Genomic DNA, 16,367 nt, shown 5'->3' with positions numbered 1-16,367 from the left:
GCACGAGGACGGCCGCCGTGACCCGCGCGGGAGGGCGGGCCGGTTCCGTCCCGGCGGGCCGCGTTCGGGCTCGCCGCGCGCGGCCCGCGCGTGAGGGGCGGTCGGGGCCGCTCCGGGACGAGCGCGCTCGGCAAGGCACCGTACCCTGGAAGCGCTATGACTGACTCCACCGCTCCCCCCGCCCGCCTGCGCGTACTGGCCGCCATGTCCGGTGGTGTGGACTCGGCGGTCGCCGCGGCCCGCGCGGCCGAGGCCGGGCACGACGTCACCGGCGTCCACCTGGCCCTGTCGGCGAACCCGCAGTCCTTCCGCACCGGCGCCCGCGGCTGCTGCACGCTGGAGGATTCGCGCGACGCCCGCCGCGCCGCCGACGTGATCGGCATCCCCTTCTACGTGTGGGATCTGGCCGAGCGCTTCCGGGCCGACGTGGTGGACGACTTCGTCGCCGAGTACGAGGCGGGCCGCACGCCCAACCCGTGTCTGCGGTGCAACGAGAAGATCAAGTTCGCGGCGCTGCTGGACAAGGCGCTGGCACTGGGTTTCGACGCCGTGTGCACCGGCCACTACGCCACCGTCGTGCGGCGCGCGGACGGCACGCGGGAACTGCACCGGGCGAGCGATGTGGCCAAGGACCAGAGTTACGTGCTCGGGGTGCTGGACGACCGGCAGCTCGCGCACGCGATGTTCCCGCTCGGCGATACCCGGGCGACGAAGGAGGAGATCCGCGCGGAGGCCGAGCGGCGCGGGCTGGCGGTGGCCAAGAAGCCGGACAGCCACGACATCTGCTTCATCGCGGACGGCGACACCCAGGGCTTCCTGGCGAGCCGCCTGGGCACCGCCGAAGGTGACATCGTGGACGAGGAGGGCGAGAAGGTCGGCAGCCACTCGGGCGCGTACGGCTTCACCATCGGCCAGCGCAAGGGCCTGCGCATCGGCCGCCCCGCACCGGACCGCAAGCCGCGCTACGTGCTGGACATCTCCCCGGTGGACAACACCGTCACCGTCGGCCCGGCCGAGGCGCTTAACGTCACGGCGCTCACCGCGATCCGTCCCCGCTGGTGCGGCACCGCGCCGAGCGGCCCGGGCCGGTACACCGCGCAGCTGCGCGCGCACGGCGCGGAGACGCCGGTGACGGCGGAACCGGCCGGCGGCGAGCTGCGCGTGACGTTCCACGAGCCGGTGCGCGGCGTCGCCCCCGGCCAGGCGGTCGTCCTGTACGACGGCACGCGCGTCGTCGGCTCGGCGACGATCGCGAGCACCGTGCGCGCGCAGGGCGCGAACCGCTAGCGGGTCACCCCGTCAGCACGCGTGCCAGCTGGCGGGACTGGCAGACCAGCCGGTCGGCGCTGTCCCAGACCTCGGCGTCCTCCTCCAGGAAGCCCCCGGCCAGATTGCGGGTGGTGAGCGCCACGCGCACCGGGCCGGGCGCGGGGCGGCAGCGGACGTGGGCGGTCAGCTCCACGGTCGGCACCCAGCCGCGCAGGCCGAGGTTGAACGCGGTGGGCGGCAGCGCGTCCACCGCGAGCAGCAGCGCGAGCGGGTCGAGGTCGCGGCCGTCGGCCAGAGCGAACCAGGCGCGCATCTCGCCGCGTCCGCTGGGCTCACCCAGCGCCCAGCCGAGGGTGGCCGGGTCCAGGCGCAGCTCCAGCCGCTCGGCGATGGCCGGGACCTGCGCGGGGTCGGGGTGATCGCCCGCGCTCACGCACCGCTGTGGCGGTGGCATGGCGGGCGGGGTCGCCGAGGTGCGGACGTCACCGGGCAGTGCGGCGAGGTCGCCGTAGGTGGCCAGTACCCGGATGCGTTCGACCTCGGTGCCGTCCTCGTCGCGCTGGAGCAGGGTGGCGGACCCGGCGGACAGGGTGCGCCCGGCGGGGGCGGGCTGGGTGCGGATCACGGCCGGGCCGGGCCGGGTCGCGGTGAGGTAGTGCGCGGTGACGGTGAACGGGTCGGGGTGGGTGAGCGCGGCGCTCAGCGCGCGGCCGAGGACGGCGAGCAGGTAGCCGCCGTTGAGCGCGTCGCCGATGGCCCACCCGGCGGACAGGTCGGCGGTGTAGACGCCGGGCTCCTCGCGCTGGACGCGGGTGGCGCGGTCAAACTCACTGGGGAACGTGTGGGCGAACGCGCTGTCGCCGGTGGCGGCCTGCCCGGCGGGCGGCGGCACCTGTGCCTGAGTCATGAGGGCACCGTACAACCAACTTATTACCCGCCGGTAGGTTCGTGCGGTGGGATGATCGGACCCATGCTCCACGTGCTCTACCTGGTGGGCGTCGCCGCCTTCGCCGCGAGCGGGGTGCTGGCCGCGCACCGCGCCAACATGGACCCCTTCGGCGGCCTGGTGCTCGCCTTCGCGGCGGGCGTCTCCGGCGGCACCCTGCGCGACCTCATCCTCGACCGCAACCCGCTGTACTGGACGCAGGACTGGGTGCTGCTCACCGTCATCGCCACCGTCGGCGTCGTCACCATGGCCTACCTGCGGTTCTGGTCGCTGCCGCACCGCGCGCTGCTCCTGGTGGACGCCGTCGGGCTCGCCGTCGTCACCGTCATCGGTGCCCGCGCGGCCATCGACTCCGGGGTGACGCCGCTGGCCGTGCTGATCCTCGCGGTGCTGACCGGCGTCACCGGCGAGGTGGTGCGCGACGTGCTGTGCGGCGAGCTGCCGCCCCTGCTGCTGCGCGAGGAGGTGTACGCCACGGCCGCCTTCGCCGGGGCCCTGTGCTACCTGACGCTGGACTGGCTGGACGTCGGCCCCGGCCCGGCCGCCGTCGTCTCGGCCGCCGTCGTCCTGGCCCTGCGCCTGGCCGCGATGTACTGGGGGGTGTCCCTCCCCCGCTCCCGCAGCCACGAGGAGCAAGAAACGGGGTGAGGGGCAGCCCCTGCGGTCAGGCCCGCCGCGCGGTCACGGCGACAGCTGGGCCGGGGCCTTGCGCTCGTCGGGCACCGTGATCGTCCCGGCCGCGATCTCCTCCGCGTAGTGGCACGCCACGCGGTGGCCGCCGCCCACGTCGCGCAGCTCGGGCCGCTCGGTGGCGCACCGCGTCTGCCGCTTCCACGGACAGCGGGTGTGGAAGCGGCAGCCGGTGGGCGGGTTGGCCGGGGAGGGCAGGTCGCCGGTGAGCAGGATGCGTTCGCGGGCGTCCTCCACCACCGGGTCCGGCACCGGCACCGCCGACATCAGCGCACGCGTGTAGGGGTGCCGGGGCTGCGCGTACAGCAGGTCGCTGGGGGCCTCCTCCACCAGGGAGCCGAGGTACATCACGCCGATGACGTCACAGATGTGCCGCACCACGGCCAGGTCGTGCGCGATGACGACGTAGGTCAGGCCGAGGGATTCCCGCAACTCCTCCAGCAGGTTGAGCACCTGGGCCTGGATGGAGACGTCCAGCGCGGACACCGGCTCGTCGCAGATGATGACGTCCGGCTCCAACACCAGCGCCCGCGCGATGCCGATGCGCTGCCGCTGCCCGCCGGAGAACTCGTGTGGATAGCGGGAGAGCGCACCCGTGGGCAGCCCGACCCGGGCCAGGATCTCCTTGATCCGCTCGCGGCGTTCGGCGGCGTTCGCGCCGATGCCGTGCGCGGTCATGCCCTCGGCGAGGATCGTCTCGATGTTCTGCCGTGGGTTGAGGCTGCCCAGCGGGTCCTGGAAGACCATCTGGAGGCGGCGCCGGTGGCGGCGCATCTCCTCGCCGGGCAGCCGCGCCAGGTCGGTGCCGTCGAAGACGACCGCGCCCTCGGTGATGTCCACCAGGCGCAGGATCGCGCGGCCCAGCGTCGTCTTGCCGCAGCCGGACTCGCCGACCAGCCCGTAGGTCTGCCCGGCGGCCACCGACAGCGACACCCCGTCTACGGCGTAGACGTAGCCGACCGTACGGTCGAAGACGATGCCCTTCTTGACCGGGAAGTGAACCTTCACCCTGTCCAGTTCCAGCAGGCTCATCCGGCGGCCTCCGTCGTGAGCGGGCTGGTGACGCCACGGGCGGGCGGCACCGGGTTGACGCACCGGGCCTGGTGTCCCGGCGTGTGCGGCTCGGTCAGTTCCGGCGTGCCGGTCAGGCACTCCAGCGTGTAGGCGTCGCAGCGCGGGGCGAACGCGCAGCCGTCCGCCCAGTCGATGCGGTCGTTGATGGAACCCCGGATGGGCTTCAGCTTCTCGCCGCGCGGCGCGTCCAGCCGGGGGATGGAGCCCAGCAGACCGTGCGCGTACGGGTGGGTGGGCGCCTCGAACAGGGCGCGCCGCCCGGCGGATTCGACCACCTTGCCCGCGTACAGCACGTTGACCTGCTCGCACAGGCCCGCCACCACGCCCAGGTCATGCGTGATCATCAGCAGGGCGGTGCCCTCCTGCTCGACCAGCTCCCGGAGCAGTTCCAGGATCTGCGCCTGGATGGTGACGTCCAGGGCGGTGGTCGGCTCGTCGGCGATGAGCAGGCGCGGCGCGCAGGCCACCGCCATGGCGATGAGCGCGCGCTGGCGCATGCCGCCCGAGAGCTGGTGCGGGTACTCCTTCAGGCGCCGTGCCGGGTCGGGGATGCCGACCCGGTCGAGCAGGTGGGCGGCCTCCTTGCGGGCGGGTTCGCCCTTCATGCCCCGGTGCCGGGCGAGGATTTCGGTGACCTGGACGCCGATGGGCACCACCGGGTTCAGCGAGGACAGCGGGTCCTGGAAGATCATCGCCAGCTGCTTGCCGCGCAGGTCCCGCATCCGGGAGGTCGGCAGCGTCAGCAGGTCGGTGCCCTCGAAGTCGGCGCGCCCGCCGAGCGTCACACCGCGCCTGGGCAGCAGGCCCATCAGCGCGAGCGAGGTGACGGACTTGCCGCACCCCGACTCGCCGACCAGGCCCACCACCTGGCCCTGGTCCACGGCGAAGGACACCCCGTCCACGGCGCGCACGTCGCGCTGGCCGCGTCCGGCGAAGGTGATGGTCAGTTCGTCCACGGAAAGCAACGGCATGTCATCAGCTCCGCAGTTTCGGGTCGAGGGCTTCGCGCAACGCCTCGCCCAGCAGGGTGAAGCCGAGGGCGGTGATGATGATGCCCAGCGCCGGGTAGACGGCGAGCATCGGCGCGCTGTCGAAGTACTCCTGGGCCTGCGCCAGCATCACGCCCCACTCCGGTTCGGACGCGTCCGGGTTGCCCAGGCCCAGGTAGGACAGGGCGGCGGCCTCGATGATGGCGGTGGCCAGGCTCAGTGTGGCCTGCACGATGACCGGGCTCAGCGAGTTGGGCAGCACATGTCCGAGCGCCACGCGCCGGTTGCGCACCCCGAGCGCCTGCGCGGCGATGACGTAGTCCTTGCCGCCCTGGGCGAGCATCGCGCCGCGCAGCAGCCGCGCGAAGATCGGGATCTGCACCACGCCGACGGCGATCATCACCGTCGTCAGCGACTGCCCCAGGACGGCCGCGATGGTGACGGCCAACAGCAGCGAGGGCAGCGCCAGCATCATGTCGATCACGCGCATGACGACGGTGTCGATGCGCTGGCCGAGCCTGCCGCCCAGCGTGGCGGCGGCTCCCGAGGTGCCGCCGATCAGCGCGCCGACGCTGAAGCCGAGCAGCGTGGCGACGATGCCGACGAGCAGCGTCTGCCGCGCGCCGATGAGCAGGCGGGAGAACTCGTCGCGCGCCAGGTGGTCCAGGCCGAGCCAGTTCTCGGCGCGCGGGCCGACGAAGAGGTTGCGGTTGGTGAACACCTCACCGCGCCACAGCTGCGCCGTCGGATCGTAGGGCGCGATCCACGGGCCGATGACGGCCAGCACCACGAACACCGCGATGATGCTGGCACCGATGATCGCCATCTTGCTCTGCCGCAGCCGCCGCCACGCCTCCACCCACAGGCTGTTGCCGGTGGAGACCTCGGCGGTGGCCGTCAGCTCCGCGAGGCGGTCGATCTTGTCTGTCTTGGTGCTCATCAGTGCACCCGCACTCTCGGGTCGATCATGCTGTAGGCCAGGTCCACGAGAAGGTTGATCACGACGTAGGCCAGCGCGATGAACATGATGAAGCCGACGAGCACGGGGTAGTCGCGGGCGTCGATCGCTTCCTTGATGAAGGAGCCGATGCCGCCGAAGGCGAAGACGGACTCGGTCAGCACCGCGCCCGAGAGCAGGCCGCCGGTGAGCAGGCCGATCGCGGTGACGACGGGCAGCAGCGCGTTGCGCAGGACGTGCCGGCCGCGCACCGTGGACTGGCGCAGGCCCTTGGACTCGGCGGTGCGCACGTAGTCCTCGCCGAGCACCTCCAGCACGCTGACCCGCGTCATGCGCACGATGATGGCCAGCGGGATGGACGCCAGGGCGACAGCGGGCAGCACCAGGTGCTGGATCGCGTCCCAGGTGGCGTCGAACTCGCCGGTCAGGATGCCGTCGAGCACGTAGAAGCCGGTGACCTCGGTGGCGTTGAGGCCGGTGGTCAGGCGGCCGAAGCTGGGGAACCAGCCCAGGTGCACCGCGAAGACCGCCTTGAGGAGGAAGGCGAGGAAGAACACCGGGACGCAGATGCCCAGCAGCGAGCCGGAGACGGCGGTGACGTCCAGCCAGCCGCCGCGGCGCCGGGCCGCGAAGTAGCCGAGGGGGACGCCGACGGCGATCGCGAGGATCATGGCGCTGATCCCCAGCTCGACGGTGGCCGGGAAAGCCCGGGTGAACTCCTCCCACACGGGCTGTCCGGTCATCGTGGACGTGCCCAGGTCGAGTCGGCCCAGGCGGGCCAGGAACTTGGCGTACTGCACGTACACGGGCTGGTCCAGCCCGAGTGCCTCCTCGATGCGGGCGACGTCGGCCGGGGTGGCCTTCTCCCCCAGCATGGCCGCGGCCGGGCCGCCGGGCAGGCGGTTGAGCCATACGAAGAGCAGGACCGACAGACCAAGCAGCGTGGGCACGAGTTGCAGCAGTCTTCGGACGACGAGTCGCAACACCCGGTGATGCCCCCTTTCTTTGGGGTCTTACGGGGCTGGCTGAGACAGGTCCGCCCGGCCACCTGGGTGTCGTGGCCGGGCGGACCTCACGCGCGGTGCGTGTCTACTTGAAGGTGACCTCGCCGAAGTTCTCCTGCGTCAGCGGGGAGACGGTGGGCGGGTTGACGTCGGCGGAGAACGCGATGGACGGGGGCGAGGAGGAGATCGGGACGCCCGGAACGTAGTCCATGATCAGCTCGTTCGCCTGCTGGTACAGCTTCGTGCGCTGGGTGACGTCCGGCTCGCTCTCCGCCGTCTTCATGGCGTCGAAGATTTCGTCGTCGCGGAAGCCCCACTGCTTGTCGTAGCCGCTGAACCAGGTGCCGATGAAGTTGTAGCCGTCGTTGAAGTCACCGGTCCAGCCCAGCAGATGCAGGTCGCAGGTACCGCTCTCGGTGGCGTCCAGGTAGTCCGGCGCCCACTTCATCGGCTTGGGGTTCACGGTGACCCCGGCCCGCTCCAGGTCGGCCTTCATCAGCTCGTACATGTCCGCCGGGGCGGGCATGTACGGGCGGGTGACCTCGGTGGGGTAGCAGAAGTCAACGGCGAGGTTCTCCGCGCCGGCGTCCGCCAGCAGCGAGGTGGCCTTGTCGGTGTCGTACGCGTAGGTGGTGACGTCCTCGGAGTAGCCGTCCACCGTGTCCGGCATGAACTGAGTGGCCACGACGCCGCCGTCGGGCAGCTGGGTGTCCACGACGTTCTGCCGGTCTATCGCGTGCGTGAGCGCCTGGCGGACCTCCCTCTTCTCCAGCGCCTCGTTGGCCTCCTGCGAGAAGCCCAGGTAGAAGATGTTGAACACGCCGCGCACCGGCACCTGGAAGCCCTTGTCCTCCAGGGACTTCACGTCCGAGGGCGCCACCAGGTCATAGCCGTGGATGTTCCCGGCCTCCAGCGCCTGGCGGCGGGCGTTCTCCTCGGAGATCGTGCGGAAGACGAGGGAATCGACGCCCGCCTTGTCACCCCAGTAGTCGTCGAAACGCTTGAGGGTGATCTCCTTGTTGCCCTTGTCCCACTCGCTGATCTCGAACGGGCCGGTGCCCGCGACCGTGCCCGCCTCCTGGCTGTAGGTGGGGTAGTTGATCGCGTCGCCCTCGCCGGTGGCCTCTTCCTTCTGGTACGCCTCGATGGCCTTCGGCGAGTGGATGGCCAGCGCCTGGAGCGAGAAACCGCCGGGCAGGTTGGCGGAGGCTTCCTTCACCTCGATGACGGGCGTGAGCTCGTCCTGCGCGGTGCAGCCCGCGTAGTTGGGCTCGGCGGTGTCCTCGTTCTCGTTGTCCGCGAAGCCGCCGAAGATCGTCTGCCAGTAGTAGGAGACCGCCTTGTTCTGGTACGTGCCCGTCCAGTTGAACCAGTGGTCGTAGTTGGCGCACACGGCCTCGGCGGTCAGCTTCTCGCCGTCGTGGAACGTGACCCCGTCGCGGAGCGTGAACGTCCACTGGGTGCCGTCCTCGTTGCTCTCCCAGGACTCCGCGAGCCCGCCGACGAGTTCGGTGCCGCCCGGCTCGTGCTCGATCAGCGCCTCGAACGCCTGGCGGGTCACCCGGAACGTCTCACCGTCGCTGGCCAGGGCCGGGTCCAGGGAAGCCGGGTCGCCCGCGGCGCCGAATACGAAGGTGTCTCCTCCGCCGCTCTCGCCGTCGCGTTCGCTGGCGCATCCGGCGGTGACGAGTCCGACCGCAAGGGTGGCCGATACGGCCTGAACGACCCTGGATCTGGTTCTACGCATGGTCCACCTCAGGGGTCATGGTGGTGCAACAGATGCTGGTCGCCCGCACATTACTGTGCATCCATAGAGGTGTGAACCGTCCGCATGCCGGTGATACCGAGCTGAGACCAGCCCCGCTCCGGGCCGGTGGACGGCGTGCCGGGCGGCCACCGCGCCGCCACGGTGCTGGCCTGCCGCAGGCCGAAAGCGCGCCGCGAGCCGAAAGCGCGCCCCGGGCGGGACGCGCGCCGCAGGCAGGACGCGGGGGCGTCAGTACGTGCCCGGGTAGCCGTAGCCGTGCTGCGGGACCGGGGACGGGGCAGCGCCGTGCGGGGCGGTCAGCCGCGCGTCGCGGTCGAAGAACGGGCGGCCGTGCGCGCGCAGCCACATCGCCACCGGGTCGTGCGGGTCCGTCATGGCGACGACGGCGACCGGCAGCCCGTCCGGTGCCGCGTGCGCCGCCTGCCGCACGAGGGCCGTCGCCGTGTGCAGGGCCTGCGGCCCGGTGTCGTAGCAGTCCACGCCGATGGCCAGGAAGGCGGTGCCGTGCGCGGGCCGCACCCAGGCGCGGCGCAGGCTGCGCACCGCCGGTGAGCGCTGCGCCTCGTGGGTGAGCTGGGCGTAGAACTGCTGCGCCCGCACGACGGGCTCGCTGATCCGCAGCGGCCCGGCGGGCAGCCGGTCCAGCCCGGCGGAGACGCGGCGCAGGTCCAGCCACGGCACGCCCAAGCCGCCGCCCGGGCCGTGCGGGTTGAGCCACAGCCCGTGGTGCGCCGGGTAGAGGCCCCCGGCGATCTCGCGTCCGGAGGCGACCTCGTGGCCCCGCGTCCAGCCGGAGACGGCCAGCTCCCGGGGCGACGTCACGCACGGTACGTAGCCGTGTCCGGCCACGTCCATGCGCGCGTACCGGGCCTGCGGATCAGCGGCGTGCCCCCGCCACAGCAGCAGCCACAGCGGGGCGTCGGCCAGCACGCGCAGCAGTTCCTCGTAGGCGGCGTACCGGTCATCGCGGGCAGGTGAGACCTGGCGCAGCAGCTCCTCGACGCTTTGACCCGCGCTCACGTCCGCCGCCCTTCTCCGCTTCCGTCCCACCCCGGGCCCGGCCCGTGCTCCCCGACATCCAACCAGCTTACGAGCCCGCCCCGGCATGACCTCGGTTACTCAGCCACCGCCGCGCCCCTACCCAGACCAACCCGCCACTGTACTCAGTGCGGACGGGTGTAGAAGGGGCGCACGCACTCACGCAGCCAGCTCACCACCGGGTCCTGCGGTGCCGCGTCCATGAGGATCAGCTGCACCGGCCAGCGCAGTGCGCGTCCGGCCAGCGCCCGGGCCAGCGCGTCGTGCGCGGAGGCTCGCGCGGCTGGCTCCAGCAGGTCGAGTTCGACGCCGACGAACAGGGCGGGCGGATCACCCTCGGCGCTGGCCAGCCCCCGGCGCGCGGCACGGACGTGCGGCAGGCCGGTGAACTCGGCGGCGGCGGCGGTGAGGAAGTCCACCGGGTCGTCCTGCCAGTCGGGTTCGTACAGCCGCATCCGCGCGCCGCGCGGCACACCGGGCACGCCCTCCGGCTCCCGGGCCAGCTCCGCGACGGCCTCCGGCGGCAGCGGCACCGCCACCGTGCCCTCCGGGTTCACCACCACTCCGACGTGCGGCGGCAGCCCGCGCACGAACTCGCGCACCGGCACGACCGCGAACGGCATCGCCATCCGCACGCAGTGCAGCAGCTGCTCCTGCGAGCTGTAGACGGGGACGTAGGCGGCGCCCTCCAGCTCGACCGTCGGCAGGTTCAGATCCCGGCTGTCCGGGCCGCCGCCCTCGGGCAGCGGCACGTAGACGCTGCTGCGGCCCAGCACCTCCAGCAGGCGTCCGCCCGCTCCCGGCACGCCCACGGACACGGCGAGCGTCTGCTCCAGCTCGTTGCCCGGCCACCCCCCGCCGCCGTGGGGCGGGTGCGGGAGCGGCGAGGGCGGGTACTGCTCGGGCACGGTCATGCCCGGCACGATAACCCTGGCCGCCACGCCCCGGCCCCCCAGGTGCACGCGGGATGCGTGCCCGCCCCGGGCTCCCGGAACGCAACCACTCCCCGCCCGCCGCCTCCGTCCGCGCGCTGACGCCGGACGAACGGCCTGGTTAACGGCGCGTCAGGGGGTGGACGGAGCCCGGGGTGCCACCTCTCCGCGCGAGTGGCCGGGTAACCCGGATGAGCACCCTGGGCACATCTGCGGTTGCGGAGTGTGATGGAAGGTCAGAGCGTGGAGGAGACCTATCGGAGATCTCGTCAGGAGCCGTACTCATGCTCAGCGCTCGCAAGGTCGCCTTCGGTGCGGCCTCCGCCGCCCTCGCCGGAACCGTGACCCTCACCCTCGTCGGCGTCGCCGGAGCGGGACCCGCCGACCGTCCCGCCGCCGACTCCGCCGTCCCGGCCGCTGCCCTCCCCGCCACCGCCCTCCCCGACTCCCGCGCCCTGGCTGCCCAGGCACGTCAGCTCGACTACCTCGGCGAGCTGATCTCGGCCGTCTCCGAGCTGGTGGAGGACGTCGCGCGGGCGCCGGGCGGCGAACTGTCCACGTCGGCGGTCTCCGGCCACCGGCGCGAGGTCCGGGAGAACCTGCGCGATCTGCGGCGCACGCTGAGGGACGGCGCGCGGACGCCCGGGGGCCACCGCGCACGAGTGGCGCCCACGCCGCAGAGCGTGGAGGTCGGCGGAGCGGACGGTGTGCGGGTCGAATGGAACAACGCCAAGGACGCGTGGCTGATCGACTTCGGCGAGTGGTCGGTGAGCGCGCCGCAGTCCGGCGCGGGCGCCCAGACCACCGCCCCGACCTGCCTGCCCGTGCAGCTCCCGGACATCGGCATCACCTACCCCACCCTGCCCATCCCCGTCTGTGCGGACGCGGTCCCGGCCCTCACCACCGGTCCCACCGGCACCTCGGTCACCGTGGACGGGGAGGAAGTGGAGGTAGAGGACTGGCAGCCGCAGGCGGAGGACGGCGCGGCGGCGCACACCGCACTGGACGAGCTGGAGCAGGCGGTCAACGTGCTGTTCGAGAACTCCGTGGCCCGCGAGCCGCAGCGCACCCAGGACGCGGCGAACGCCGTGCTGGAGCGGCTGAACGCGGTGATGTCCGCGCTGGCCGGTCCCGCCCAGGCCACGCGCTGACGCGTACCGGCAGGCCAGCGGGCGGCTGGCGGCCCGGCCAGCGGCAGCGGCAGCGACCGGGCCAGCGGGCGGGTCTGCGGGTTCGCCAGCGGCGGCCCCGCAGCCGCCGGTCACCCGCCGGTCGCTGGCGGTGGCGGTGGCGCGGGATGCGCGGGTACCGGCGGCGGCGCGGGACGGGTGAGCAGGACCGCCGTATCGCAGCCCGCGGGCAGGCGCCCGGCCTCCAGCTCGTCCAGCAGCCGCCGCACCGCGCGGCGGTGGAGGGCGAAGGCGTGCCCGGAGACGGTGCGCCCGCGCTCCGCCTGCCCGGCGAGCGCCACCGTGGCCGGGACGTCCAGCAGCACCAGGTGCAGCCGGTGGCCCCGGCGGCGGGCGTCGCGGGCGAGCCAGCGCCGTACCCACGGCAGGTTCCCGCAGTCGTGGACGACGACGCTGGAGCCCGTGCGCAGCGCGCGCCGCAGCCGCCGGTAGTGGTCCAGCCGCACCACGGGCCGGTAGACGGCGTACGGCAGCCGGGGCGGCAGGCGGCCCTCCCAGCGTTCGCGGACCTCCTGGGAGTCCACCCGTATCGCCTCGGCCTCCGGGCACGCGGTGAGGGCGCGGATCAGGGTGGACTTGCCGCTGCCCGGCAGCCCGGAGACCACCACCCGGTCTCCGGGCGGGAAGCCGAGCGCGGGCAGTCCCGACTCGGCACGCAGGTCACGGATGGGTGCGGGGGCCGCGTCGGCACCCCCCGTGCCGGGCGACGCGCCAGCCCCAGGTCCGGGTCCGGCCCCGGACCCGCCGAGGGCCGTCACGGTCAGCTCGGCTGCCACCGCCGGCTGAGCCCTCGCCATCGGCTCGGCTGGCGCCACCGGCTCGGCTGGCGCCACCGGCTTGGATGGCACCTCCGCTTCGGCTGGCGCCGCCGGCTGGGATGCCGCCCTCGCGCCGGATGCTGCCGGGACCTGGGCCTCGTGCCGGATCATGCCGTCTCTCCCTCCCCGGAGCCGCGCACCGTACGGCGCCCAGCCATTCCTATGATGACCGTTCGATACGCTCCGGTTCCCTGCGGCTACCCAGCGAACCCGGGCCGGGGAAAGCCCGTCCCGGCCGGACTCCCCCACCGCCCGCTTCCCGTGCAATGATGAGCCCGCGAACTTCATACCGGCCGTTCGAGCCCGCACGGGAGAGTCCCCGCCGCCCTGGTCACCCGGGGCGCGGGGCGCCGAAGGAGCAAGTCCTCCCTTGAATCTCTCAGGCCCCGATACCGTGCGCGCGAGGCAGATCTGAAAAGCGGCCGGCCCGGCTACCGGGTCCGGCCCACCCAAGGTGCAAGCCGTAGTCCGAGTGGGCCTGTGGCGAACCTCTCAGGTTTTCGATGACAGATGGGGAGGACGTGTCCGCCCTGTCTGGGAGCCCTGAATGTCTGACGCCCTGTCCGAGAACGCCGAACTGCCCGGGACCGCGCAGAACGCCGAGCGCACCGAGCCTGCCGCGCCGCGCCGCACCGCGCTGGACGCCGTGCACCGCGCCCTCGGCGCGACGATGACCGACTTCGCTGGCTGGGACATGCCCCTGCGCTACGCCAGCGAGCGCGACGAGCACCAGGCCGTGCGCACCCGCGCCGGGCTGTTCGACCTCTCCCACATGGGCGAGATCACCGTCACCGGCCCGCAGGCCGCCGAGCTGCTGGACTACGCGCTGGTCGGCAATTTCAGCGCCCTCAAGCCCGGCCGCGCCCGGTACACCATGATCTGCGACGAGCGTGGCGGCATCCTGGACGACCTGATCGTCTACCGCCTCACCGACCAGGACGCACCCCGGTTCCTGGTCGTCGCCAACGCCGCGAACGCCCAGGTAGTGCTGGACGCGCTCAGCGAGCGGCAGGCCGGGTTCGACGCCGCCGTCCGCGACGACCGCGAGGCGTACGCGCTGCTGGCCGTGCAGGGGCCGCAGGCGGCGGGCATCCTCGCGGGACTGACCGACGCCGACCTGGACGGGCTGAAGTACTACGCCGGTCTGCCCGGCACCGTCGCAGGCGTCCAGGCGCTCATCGCGCGCACCGGCTACACCGGCGAGGACGGCTTCGAGCTGTTCGTCGCCCCCGCTGACGCACCGAGGCTGTGGCAGGCGCTGCTGGACGCGGGCCAGGACGCCGGGCTGGTGCCGTGCGGCCTGTCCTGCCGCGACACCCTGCGCCTGGAGGCCGGGATGCCGCTGTACGGGCACGAGCTGACGCGCGCCACGACGCCGTTCGACGCCGGGCTGGGCCGGGTCGTGAAGTTCGAGAAGACGTCGAACGACGGCCGCTTCGTGGGCCGCGAGGCGCTGCGAGCCGCCGCCGAGCGCACCCAGGCGCAGGCGCCGCGCACGCTGGTCGGCCTGGTCGCCGAGGGCCGCCGGGTGCCGCGCGCGGGCTTCCCGGTGGTGGACGCTGGCGGCCAGCAGATCGGCGAGGTCACCTCCGGCGCCCCCTCCCCCACCCTCGGCAAGCCGATCGCGATCGCCTACCTCGACTCCGCGCACGCCGCGCCGGGCACGCCGGGTGTGGCCGTGGACATCCGGGGCAGGCACGAGCCGTACGAGGTCGTCGCGCTGCCCTTCTACCAGCGCGAACGCTGAGCCCCGCGTCCAGGCGCGAGCGGCCCGCTCCGCCCGCCCGGACACCCCGTTTCCCACCCCGCCCTTCCTCATCCGGGAGAATCCGCACCATGAGCAACCCTGAGCAGCTGCGTTACAGCAAGGAACACGAGTGGCTGTCGGCCGCCGAGGACGGCGTCTCGACGGTCGGCATCACGGCGCACGCCGCGAACGCGCTCGGCGACGTCGTCTACGTGGACCTGCCCGAGGTCGGCGCCACGGTGACCGCGGGCGAGACCTGCGGCGAGCTGGAGTCGACGAAGTCGGTCAGCGACCTGTACTCCCCGGTCACCGGTGAGGTCACCGAAACCAACCAGGACGTCGTGGACGACCCGAGCCTGGTGAACTCGGCCCCGTTCGAGGGCGGCTGGCTGTTCAAGGTGCGCGTCACCGACGAGCCGGACGACCTGCTCGACGCCGCCGCCTACACCGAGTTCACCGGCGCCTGAGCCACGCCCGCCCGCCGGACCCGCGCCGCGTCCGGACGTTCCCGCGTCCGGACCTGGCGCCCCCGTCCGGACCTGGCCCGCTCAACTCCCTGCCCGGATTTCCCTGCGGAACTTCCCCGAGGACCCCATGTCGCTTCTGAACAGTTCCCTGCACGAGGTGGACCCGGACGTCGCCGCCGCCGTTGACGCCGAACTCCACCGCCAGCAGTCCACCCTGGAGATGATCGCCTCCGAGAACTTCGCGCCCATCGCGGCGCTCCAGGCCCAGGGCTCGGTGCTGACCAACAAGTACGCCGAGGGCTACCCCGGCCGCCGCTACTACGGCGGCTGCGAGCACGTCGATGTCGTCGAGGACATCGCGCGCGAGCGGATCAAGGCGCTGTTCGGCGCCGAGGCCGCCAACGTGCAGCCGCACTCCGGCGCCTCCGCGAACGCCGCGGCCATGTTCGCGCTGCTCAAGCCGGGTGACACGATCATGGGTCTGGACCTGGCCCACGGCGGCCACCTCACCCACGGCATGCGGATCAACTTCTCCGGCAAGCTGTACCACGTCGTCGCCTACCACGTGGACGCCGAGACCGGGCTCGTGGACATGGACGAGGTGGAGCGCCTCGCCCGCGAGCACCGGCCGAAGCTGATCATCGCGGGCTGGTCCGCCTACCCGCGTCAGCTGGACTTCGCCGCGTTCCGCCGCGTCGCCGACGCCGTGGACGCGCTGCTGATGGTGGACATGGCGCACTTCGCCGGTCTGGTCGCCGCCGGGCTGCACCCCAACCCGGTGCCGCACGCCGACGTCGTCACCACCACCACGCACAAGACCCTGGGCGGGCCGCGCGGTGGCGTGATCCTGTCGAAGGCCGAGCACGCGAAGAAGATCAACTCGGCGGTGTTCCCCGGCCAGCAGGGCGGACCGCTGGAGCACGTCATCGCGGCGAAGGCGGTCTCCTTCAAGATCGCCGCCTCCGAGGAGTTCAAGGAGCGCCAGCAGCGCACGCTGACCGGCGCCAAGCTGCTCGCCGAGCGGCTGACGCAGCCGGACGCGGTCGCGGCAGGCGTCTCCGTCCTGTCCGGCGGCACCGACGTGCACCTGGTCCTGGTGGACCTGCGCGACAGCGAGCTGGACGGCCAGCAGGCCGAGGACCGGCTGCACGAGATCGGCATCACCGTCAACCGCAACGCGGTGCCGAACGACCCGCGTCCGCCGATGGTCACCTCCGGGCTGCGCATCGGCACCCCGGCCCTGGCCACTCGCGGCTTCGGCGACGACGACTTCCGCGAGGTCGCCGACATCATCGCCGAGGCGCTGCTGCCCGACTTCGACGAGGACAAGGCCAAGGCGCTCGCCACCCGCGTCTCGGCGCTCGCCGACCAGCACCCGCTGTACCCCGGGCTGAGCGCGTAAGCCCCCGCCGGGCCGCCCGCGCCCACCCCTCGCGCAGGCGGCCCGGCCCTCTTCCCCATGTACTCGACCACCAAC

General features: G+C 72.9%; 15 protein-coding genes and 1 riboswitch. Of the genes, 6 read left to right on the top strand and 9 right to left on the bottom strand.

The features are described from left to right. The first annotated feature begins 156 nt into the window (after positions 1-156). Positions 157-1,287, top strand: a complete 1,131-nt coding sequence (gene mnmA, locus JJV70_RS05460; protein WP_219046559.1) for a tRNA 2-thiouridine(34) synthase MnmA — start codon at positions 157-159, stop codon at positions 1,285-1,287. 4 nt (positions 1,288-1,291) lie between these two features. Here mnmA and JJV70_RS05455 read toward each other — a convergent pair whose 3' ends face one another. Further along, positions 1,292-2,176, bottom strand: a complete 885-nt coding sequence (locus JJV70_RS05455; protein ID WP_219046558.1) for a thioesterase family protein — start codon at positions 2,174-2,176, stop codon at positions 1,292-1,294. 63 nt (positions 2,177-2,239) lie between these two features. Between JJV70_RS05455 and JJV70_RS05450 the strand changes: the two genes are divergently transcribed. Beyond that, the gene (locus tag JJV70_RS05450) at positions 2,240-2,863 is read left to right on the top strand and encodes a trimeric intracellular cation channel family protein (protein WP_219046557.1); all 624 of its coding nucleotides are present in this window, start codon (positions 2,240-2,242) and stop codon (positions 2,861-2,863) included. 33 nt (positions 2,864-2,896) lie between these two features. Here JJV70_RS05450 and JJV70_RS05445 read toward each other — a convergent pair whose 3' ends face one another. The 7 genes from JJV70_RS05445 to JJV70_RS05415 all read right to left on the bottom strand — a co-directional run bounded on the left by JJV70_RS05445 (position 2,897) and on the right by JJV70_RS05415 (position 10,650). Then, positions 2,897-3,937: an ABC transporter ATP-binding protein gene (locus JJV70_RS05445; RefSeq protein WP_219046556.1), complete on the bottom strand. Its 1,041-nt coding sequence runs from the start codon at positions 3,935-3,937 to the stop codon at positions 2,897-2,899. After that, positions 3,934-4,950: an ABC transporter ATP-binding protein gene (locus JJV70_RS05440; RefSeq protein ID WP_219046555.1), complete on the bottom strand. Its 1,017-nt coding sequence runs from the start codon at positions 4,948-4,950 to the stop codon at positions 3,934-3,936. Before JJV70_RS05440 ends, JJV70_RS05445 begins: the two co-directional genes overlap by 4 nt. A gap of 4 nt (positions 4,951-4,954) precedes the next feature. Next, entirely contained in the window at positions 4,955-5,908 is a 954-nt protein-coding gene (locus JJV70_RS05435; protein ID WP_219046554.1) for an ABC transporter permease, read from the bottom strand. Then, positions 5,908-6,912: an ABC transporter permease gene (locus JJV70_RS05430; protein ID WP_219046553.1), complete on the bottom strand. Its 1,005-nt coding sequence runs from the start codon at positions 6,910-6,912 to the stop codon at positions 5,908-5,910. Before JJV70_RS05430 ends, JJV70_RS05435 begins: the two co-directional genes overlap by 1 nt. A gap of 103 nt (positions 6,913-7,015) precedes the next feature. Then, positions 7,016-8,677 (bottom strand): ABC transporter substrate-binding protein, encoded by a 1,662-nt coding sequence (locus JJV70_RS05425; RefSeq protein WP_219046552.1) that lies wholly within the window; start codon positions 8,675-8,677, stop codon positions 7,016-7,018. 249 nt (positions 8,678-8,926) lie between these two features. Beyond that, positions 8,927-9,718, bottom strand: a complete 792-nt coding sequence (locus JJV70_RS05420; protein ID WP_308294689.1) for an enhanced serine sensitivity protein SseB C-terminal domain-containing protein — start codon at positions 9,716-9,718, stop codon at positions 8,927-8,929. A gap of 143 nt (positions 9,719-9,861) precedes the next feature. After that, positions 9,862-10,650 (bottom strand): enhanced serine sensitivity protein SseB C-terminal domain-containing protein, encoded by a 789-nt coding sequence (locus JJV70_RS05415; RefSeq protein ID WP_219046550.1) that lies wholly within the window; start codon positions 10,648-10,650, stop codon positions 9,862-9,864. A gap of 302 nt (positions 10,651-10,952) precedes the next feature. On the opposite strand from JJV70_RS05415, the gene JJV70_RS05410 reads away from it, so the two are divergent. Further along, positions 10,953-11,819 (top strand): hypothetical protein, encoded by an 867-nt coding sequence (locus tag JJV70_RS05410; RefSeq protein WP_219046549.1) that lies wholly within the window; start codon positions 10,953-10,955, stop codon positions 11,817-11,819. 110 nt (positions 11,820-11,929) lie between these two features. Here the strand turns inward: JJV70_RS05410 and JJV70_RS05405 are convergent, their stop codons facing one another. Then, positions 11,930-12,655, bottom strand: a complete 726-nt coding sequence (locus JJV70_RS05405) for an AAA family ATPase (protein WP_219046675.1) — start codon at positions 12,653-12,655, stop codon at positions 11,930-11,932. A 319-nt stretch (positions 12,656-12,974) separates the two neighbouring features. Next, a riboswitch (glycine riboswitch) is annotated at positions 12,975-13,081 on the top strand. A gap of 142 nt (positions 13,082-13,223) precedes the next feature. Between JJV70_RS05405 and gcvT the strand changes: the two genes are divergently transcribed. The 3 genes from gcvT (at position 13,224) to glyA (ending at position 16,292) form a co-directional block, all read left to right on the top strand. After that, on the top strand, positions 13,224-14,423 hold the full coding sequence (gcvT, locus tag JJV70_RS05400) for a glycine cleavage system aminomethyltransferase GcvT (RefSeq protein WP_219046548.1): 1,200 nt from the start codon (positions 13,224-13,226) through the stop codon (positions 14,421-14,423). Between the two features lie 89 nt (positions 14,424-14,512). Continuing rightward, positions 14,513-14,890 carry a glycine cleavage system protein GcvH gene (gene gcvH / locus JJV70_RS05395; protein WP_219046547.1) on the top strand — a complete coding sequence of 126 codons (378 nt, stop codon included), beginning with the start codon at positions 14,513-14,515 and terminating at the stop codon, positions 14,888-14,890. A 127-nt stretch (positions 14,891-15,017) separates the two neighbouring features. Beyond that, entirely contained in the window at positions 15,018-16,292 is a 1,275-nt protein-coding gene (gene glyA, locus JJV70_RS05390; RefSeq protein WP_219046546.1) for a serine hydroxymethyltransferase, read from the top strand. The last annotated feature ends 75 nt before the right edge of the window (positions 16,293-16,367 follow it).

Source organism: Streptomyces sp. JJ66 (assembly GCF_019303495.1).
Lineage (GTDB): Bacteria > Actinomycetota > Actinomycetes > Streptomycetales > Streptomycetaceae > Streptomyces.
Note: the sequence above shows the minus strand (reverse complement) of the source record. Positions and strands in the feature narration are given on the sequence as shown.

Bases quoted from the DNA above. Each gene is read 5' to 3' on its own strand.
- mnmA (WP_219046559.1), top strand. From the start codon at position 157: ATGACTGACTCCACCGCTCCCCCCGCCCGCCTGCGCGTACTGGCCGCC.
- JJV70_RS05455 (WP_219046558.1), bottom strand. From the start codon at position 2,176: ATGACTCAGGCACAGGTGCCGCCGCCCGCCGGGCAGGCCGCCACCGGC.
- JJV70_RS05450 (WP_219046557.1), top strand. From the start codon at position 2,240: ATGCTCCACGTGCTCTACCTGGTGGGCGTCGCCGCCTTCGCCGCGAGC.
- JJV70_RS05445 (WP_219046556.1), bottom strand. From the start codon at position 3,937: ATGAGCCTGCTGGAACTGGACAGGGTGAAGGTTCACTTCCCGGTCAAG.
- JJV70_RS05440 (WP_219046555.1), bottom strand. From the start codon at position 4,950: ATGCCGTTGCTTTCCGTGGACGAACTGACCATCACCTTCGCCGGACGC.
- JJV70_RS05435 (WP_219046554.1), bottom strand. From the start codon at position 5,908: ATGAGCACCAAGACAGACAAGATCGACCGCCTCGCGGAGCTGACGGCC.
- JJV70_RS05425 (WP_219046552.1), bottom strand. From the start codon at position 8,677: ATGCGTAGAACCAGATCCAGGGTCGTTCAGGCCGTATCGGCCACCCTT.
- JJV70_RS05415 (WP_219046550.1), bottom strand. From the start codon at position 10,650: ATGACCGTGCCCGAGCAGTACCCGCCCTCGCCGCTCCCGCACCCGCCC.
- JJV70_RS05410 (WP_219046549.1), top strand. From the start codon at position 10,953: ATGCTCAGCGCTCGCAAGGTCGCCTTCGGTGCGGCCTCCGCCGCCCTC.
- JJV70_RS05405 (WP_219046675.1), bottom strand. From the start codon at position 12,655: ATGGCGAGGGCTCAGCCGGCGGTGGCAGCCGAGCTGACCGTGACGGCC.
- gcvT (WP_219046548.1), top strand. From the start codon at position 13,224: ATGTCTGACGCCCTGTCCGAGAACGCCGAACTGCCCGGGACCGCGCAG.
- gcvH (WP_219046547.1), top strand. From the start codon at position 14,513: ATGAGCAACCCTGAGCAGCTGCGTTACAGCAAGGAACACGAGTGGCTG.
- glyA (WP_219046546.1), top strand. From the start codon at position 15,018: ATGTCGCTTCTGAACAGTTCCCTGCACGAGGTGGACCCGGACGTCGCC.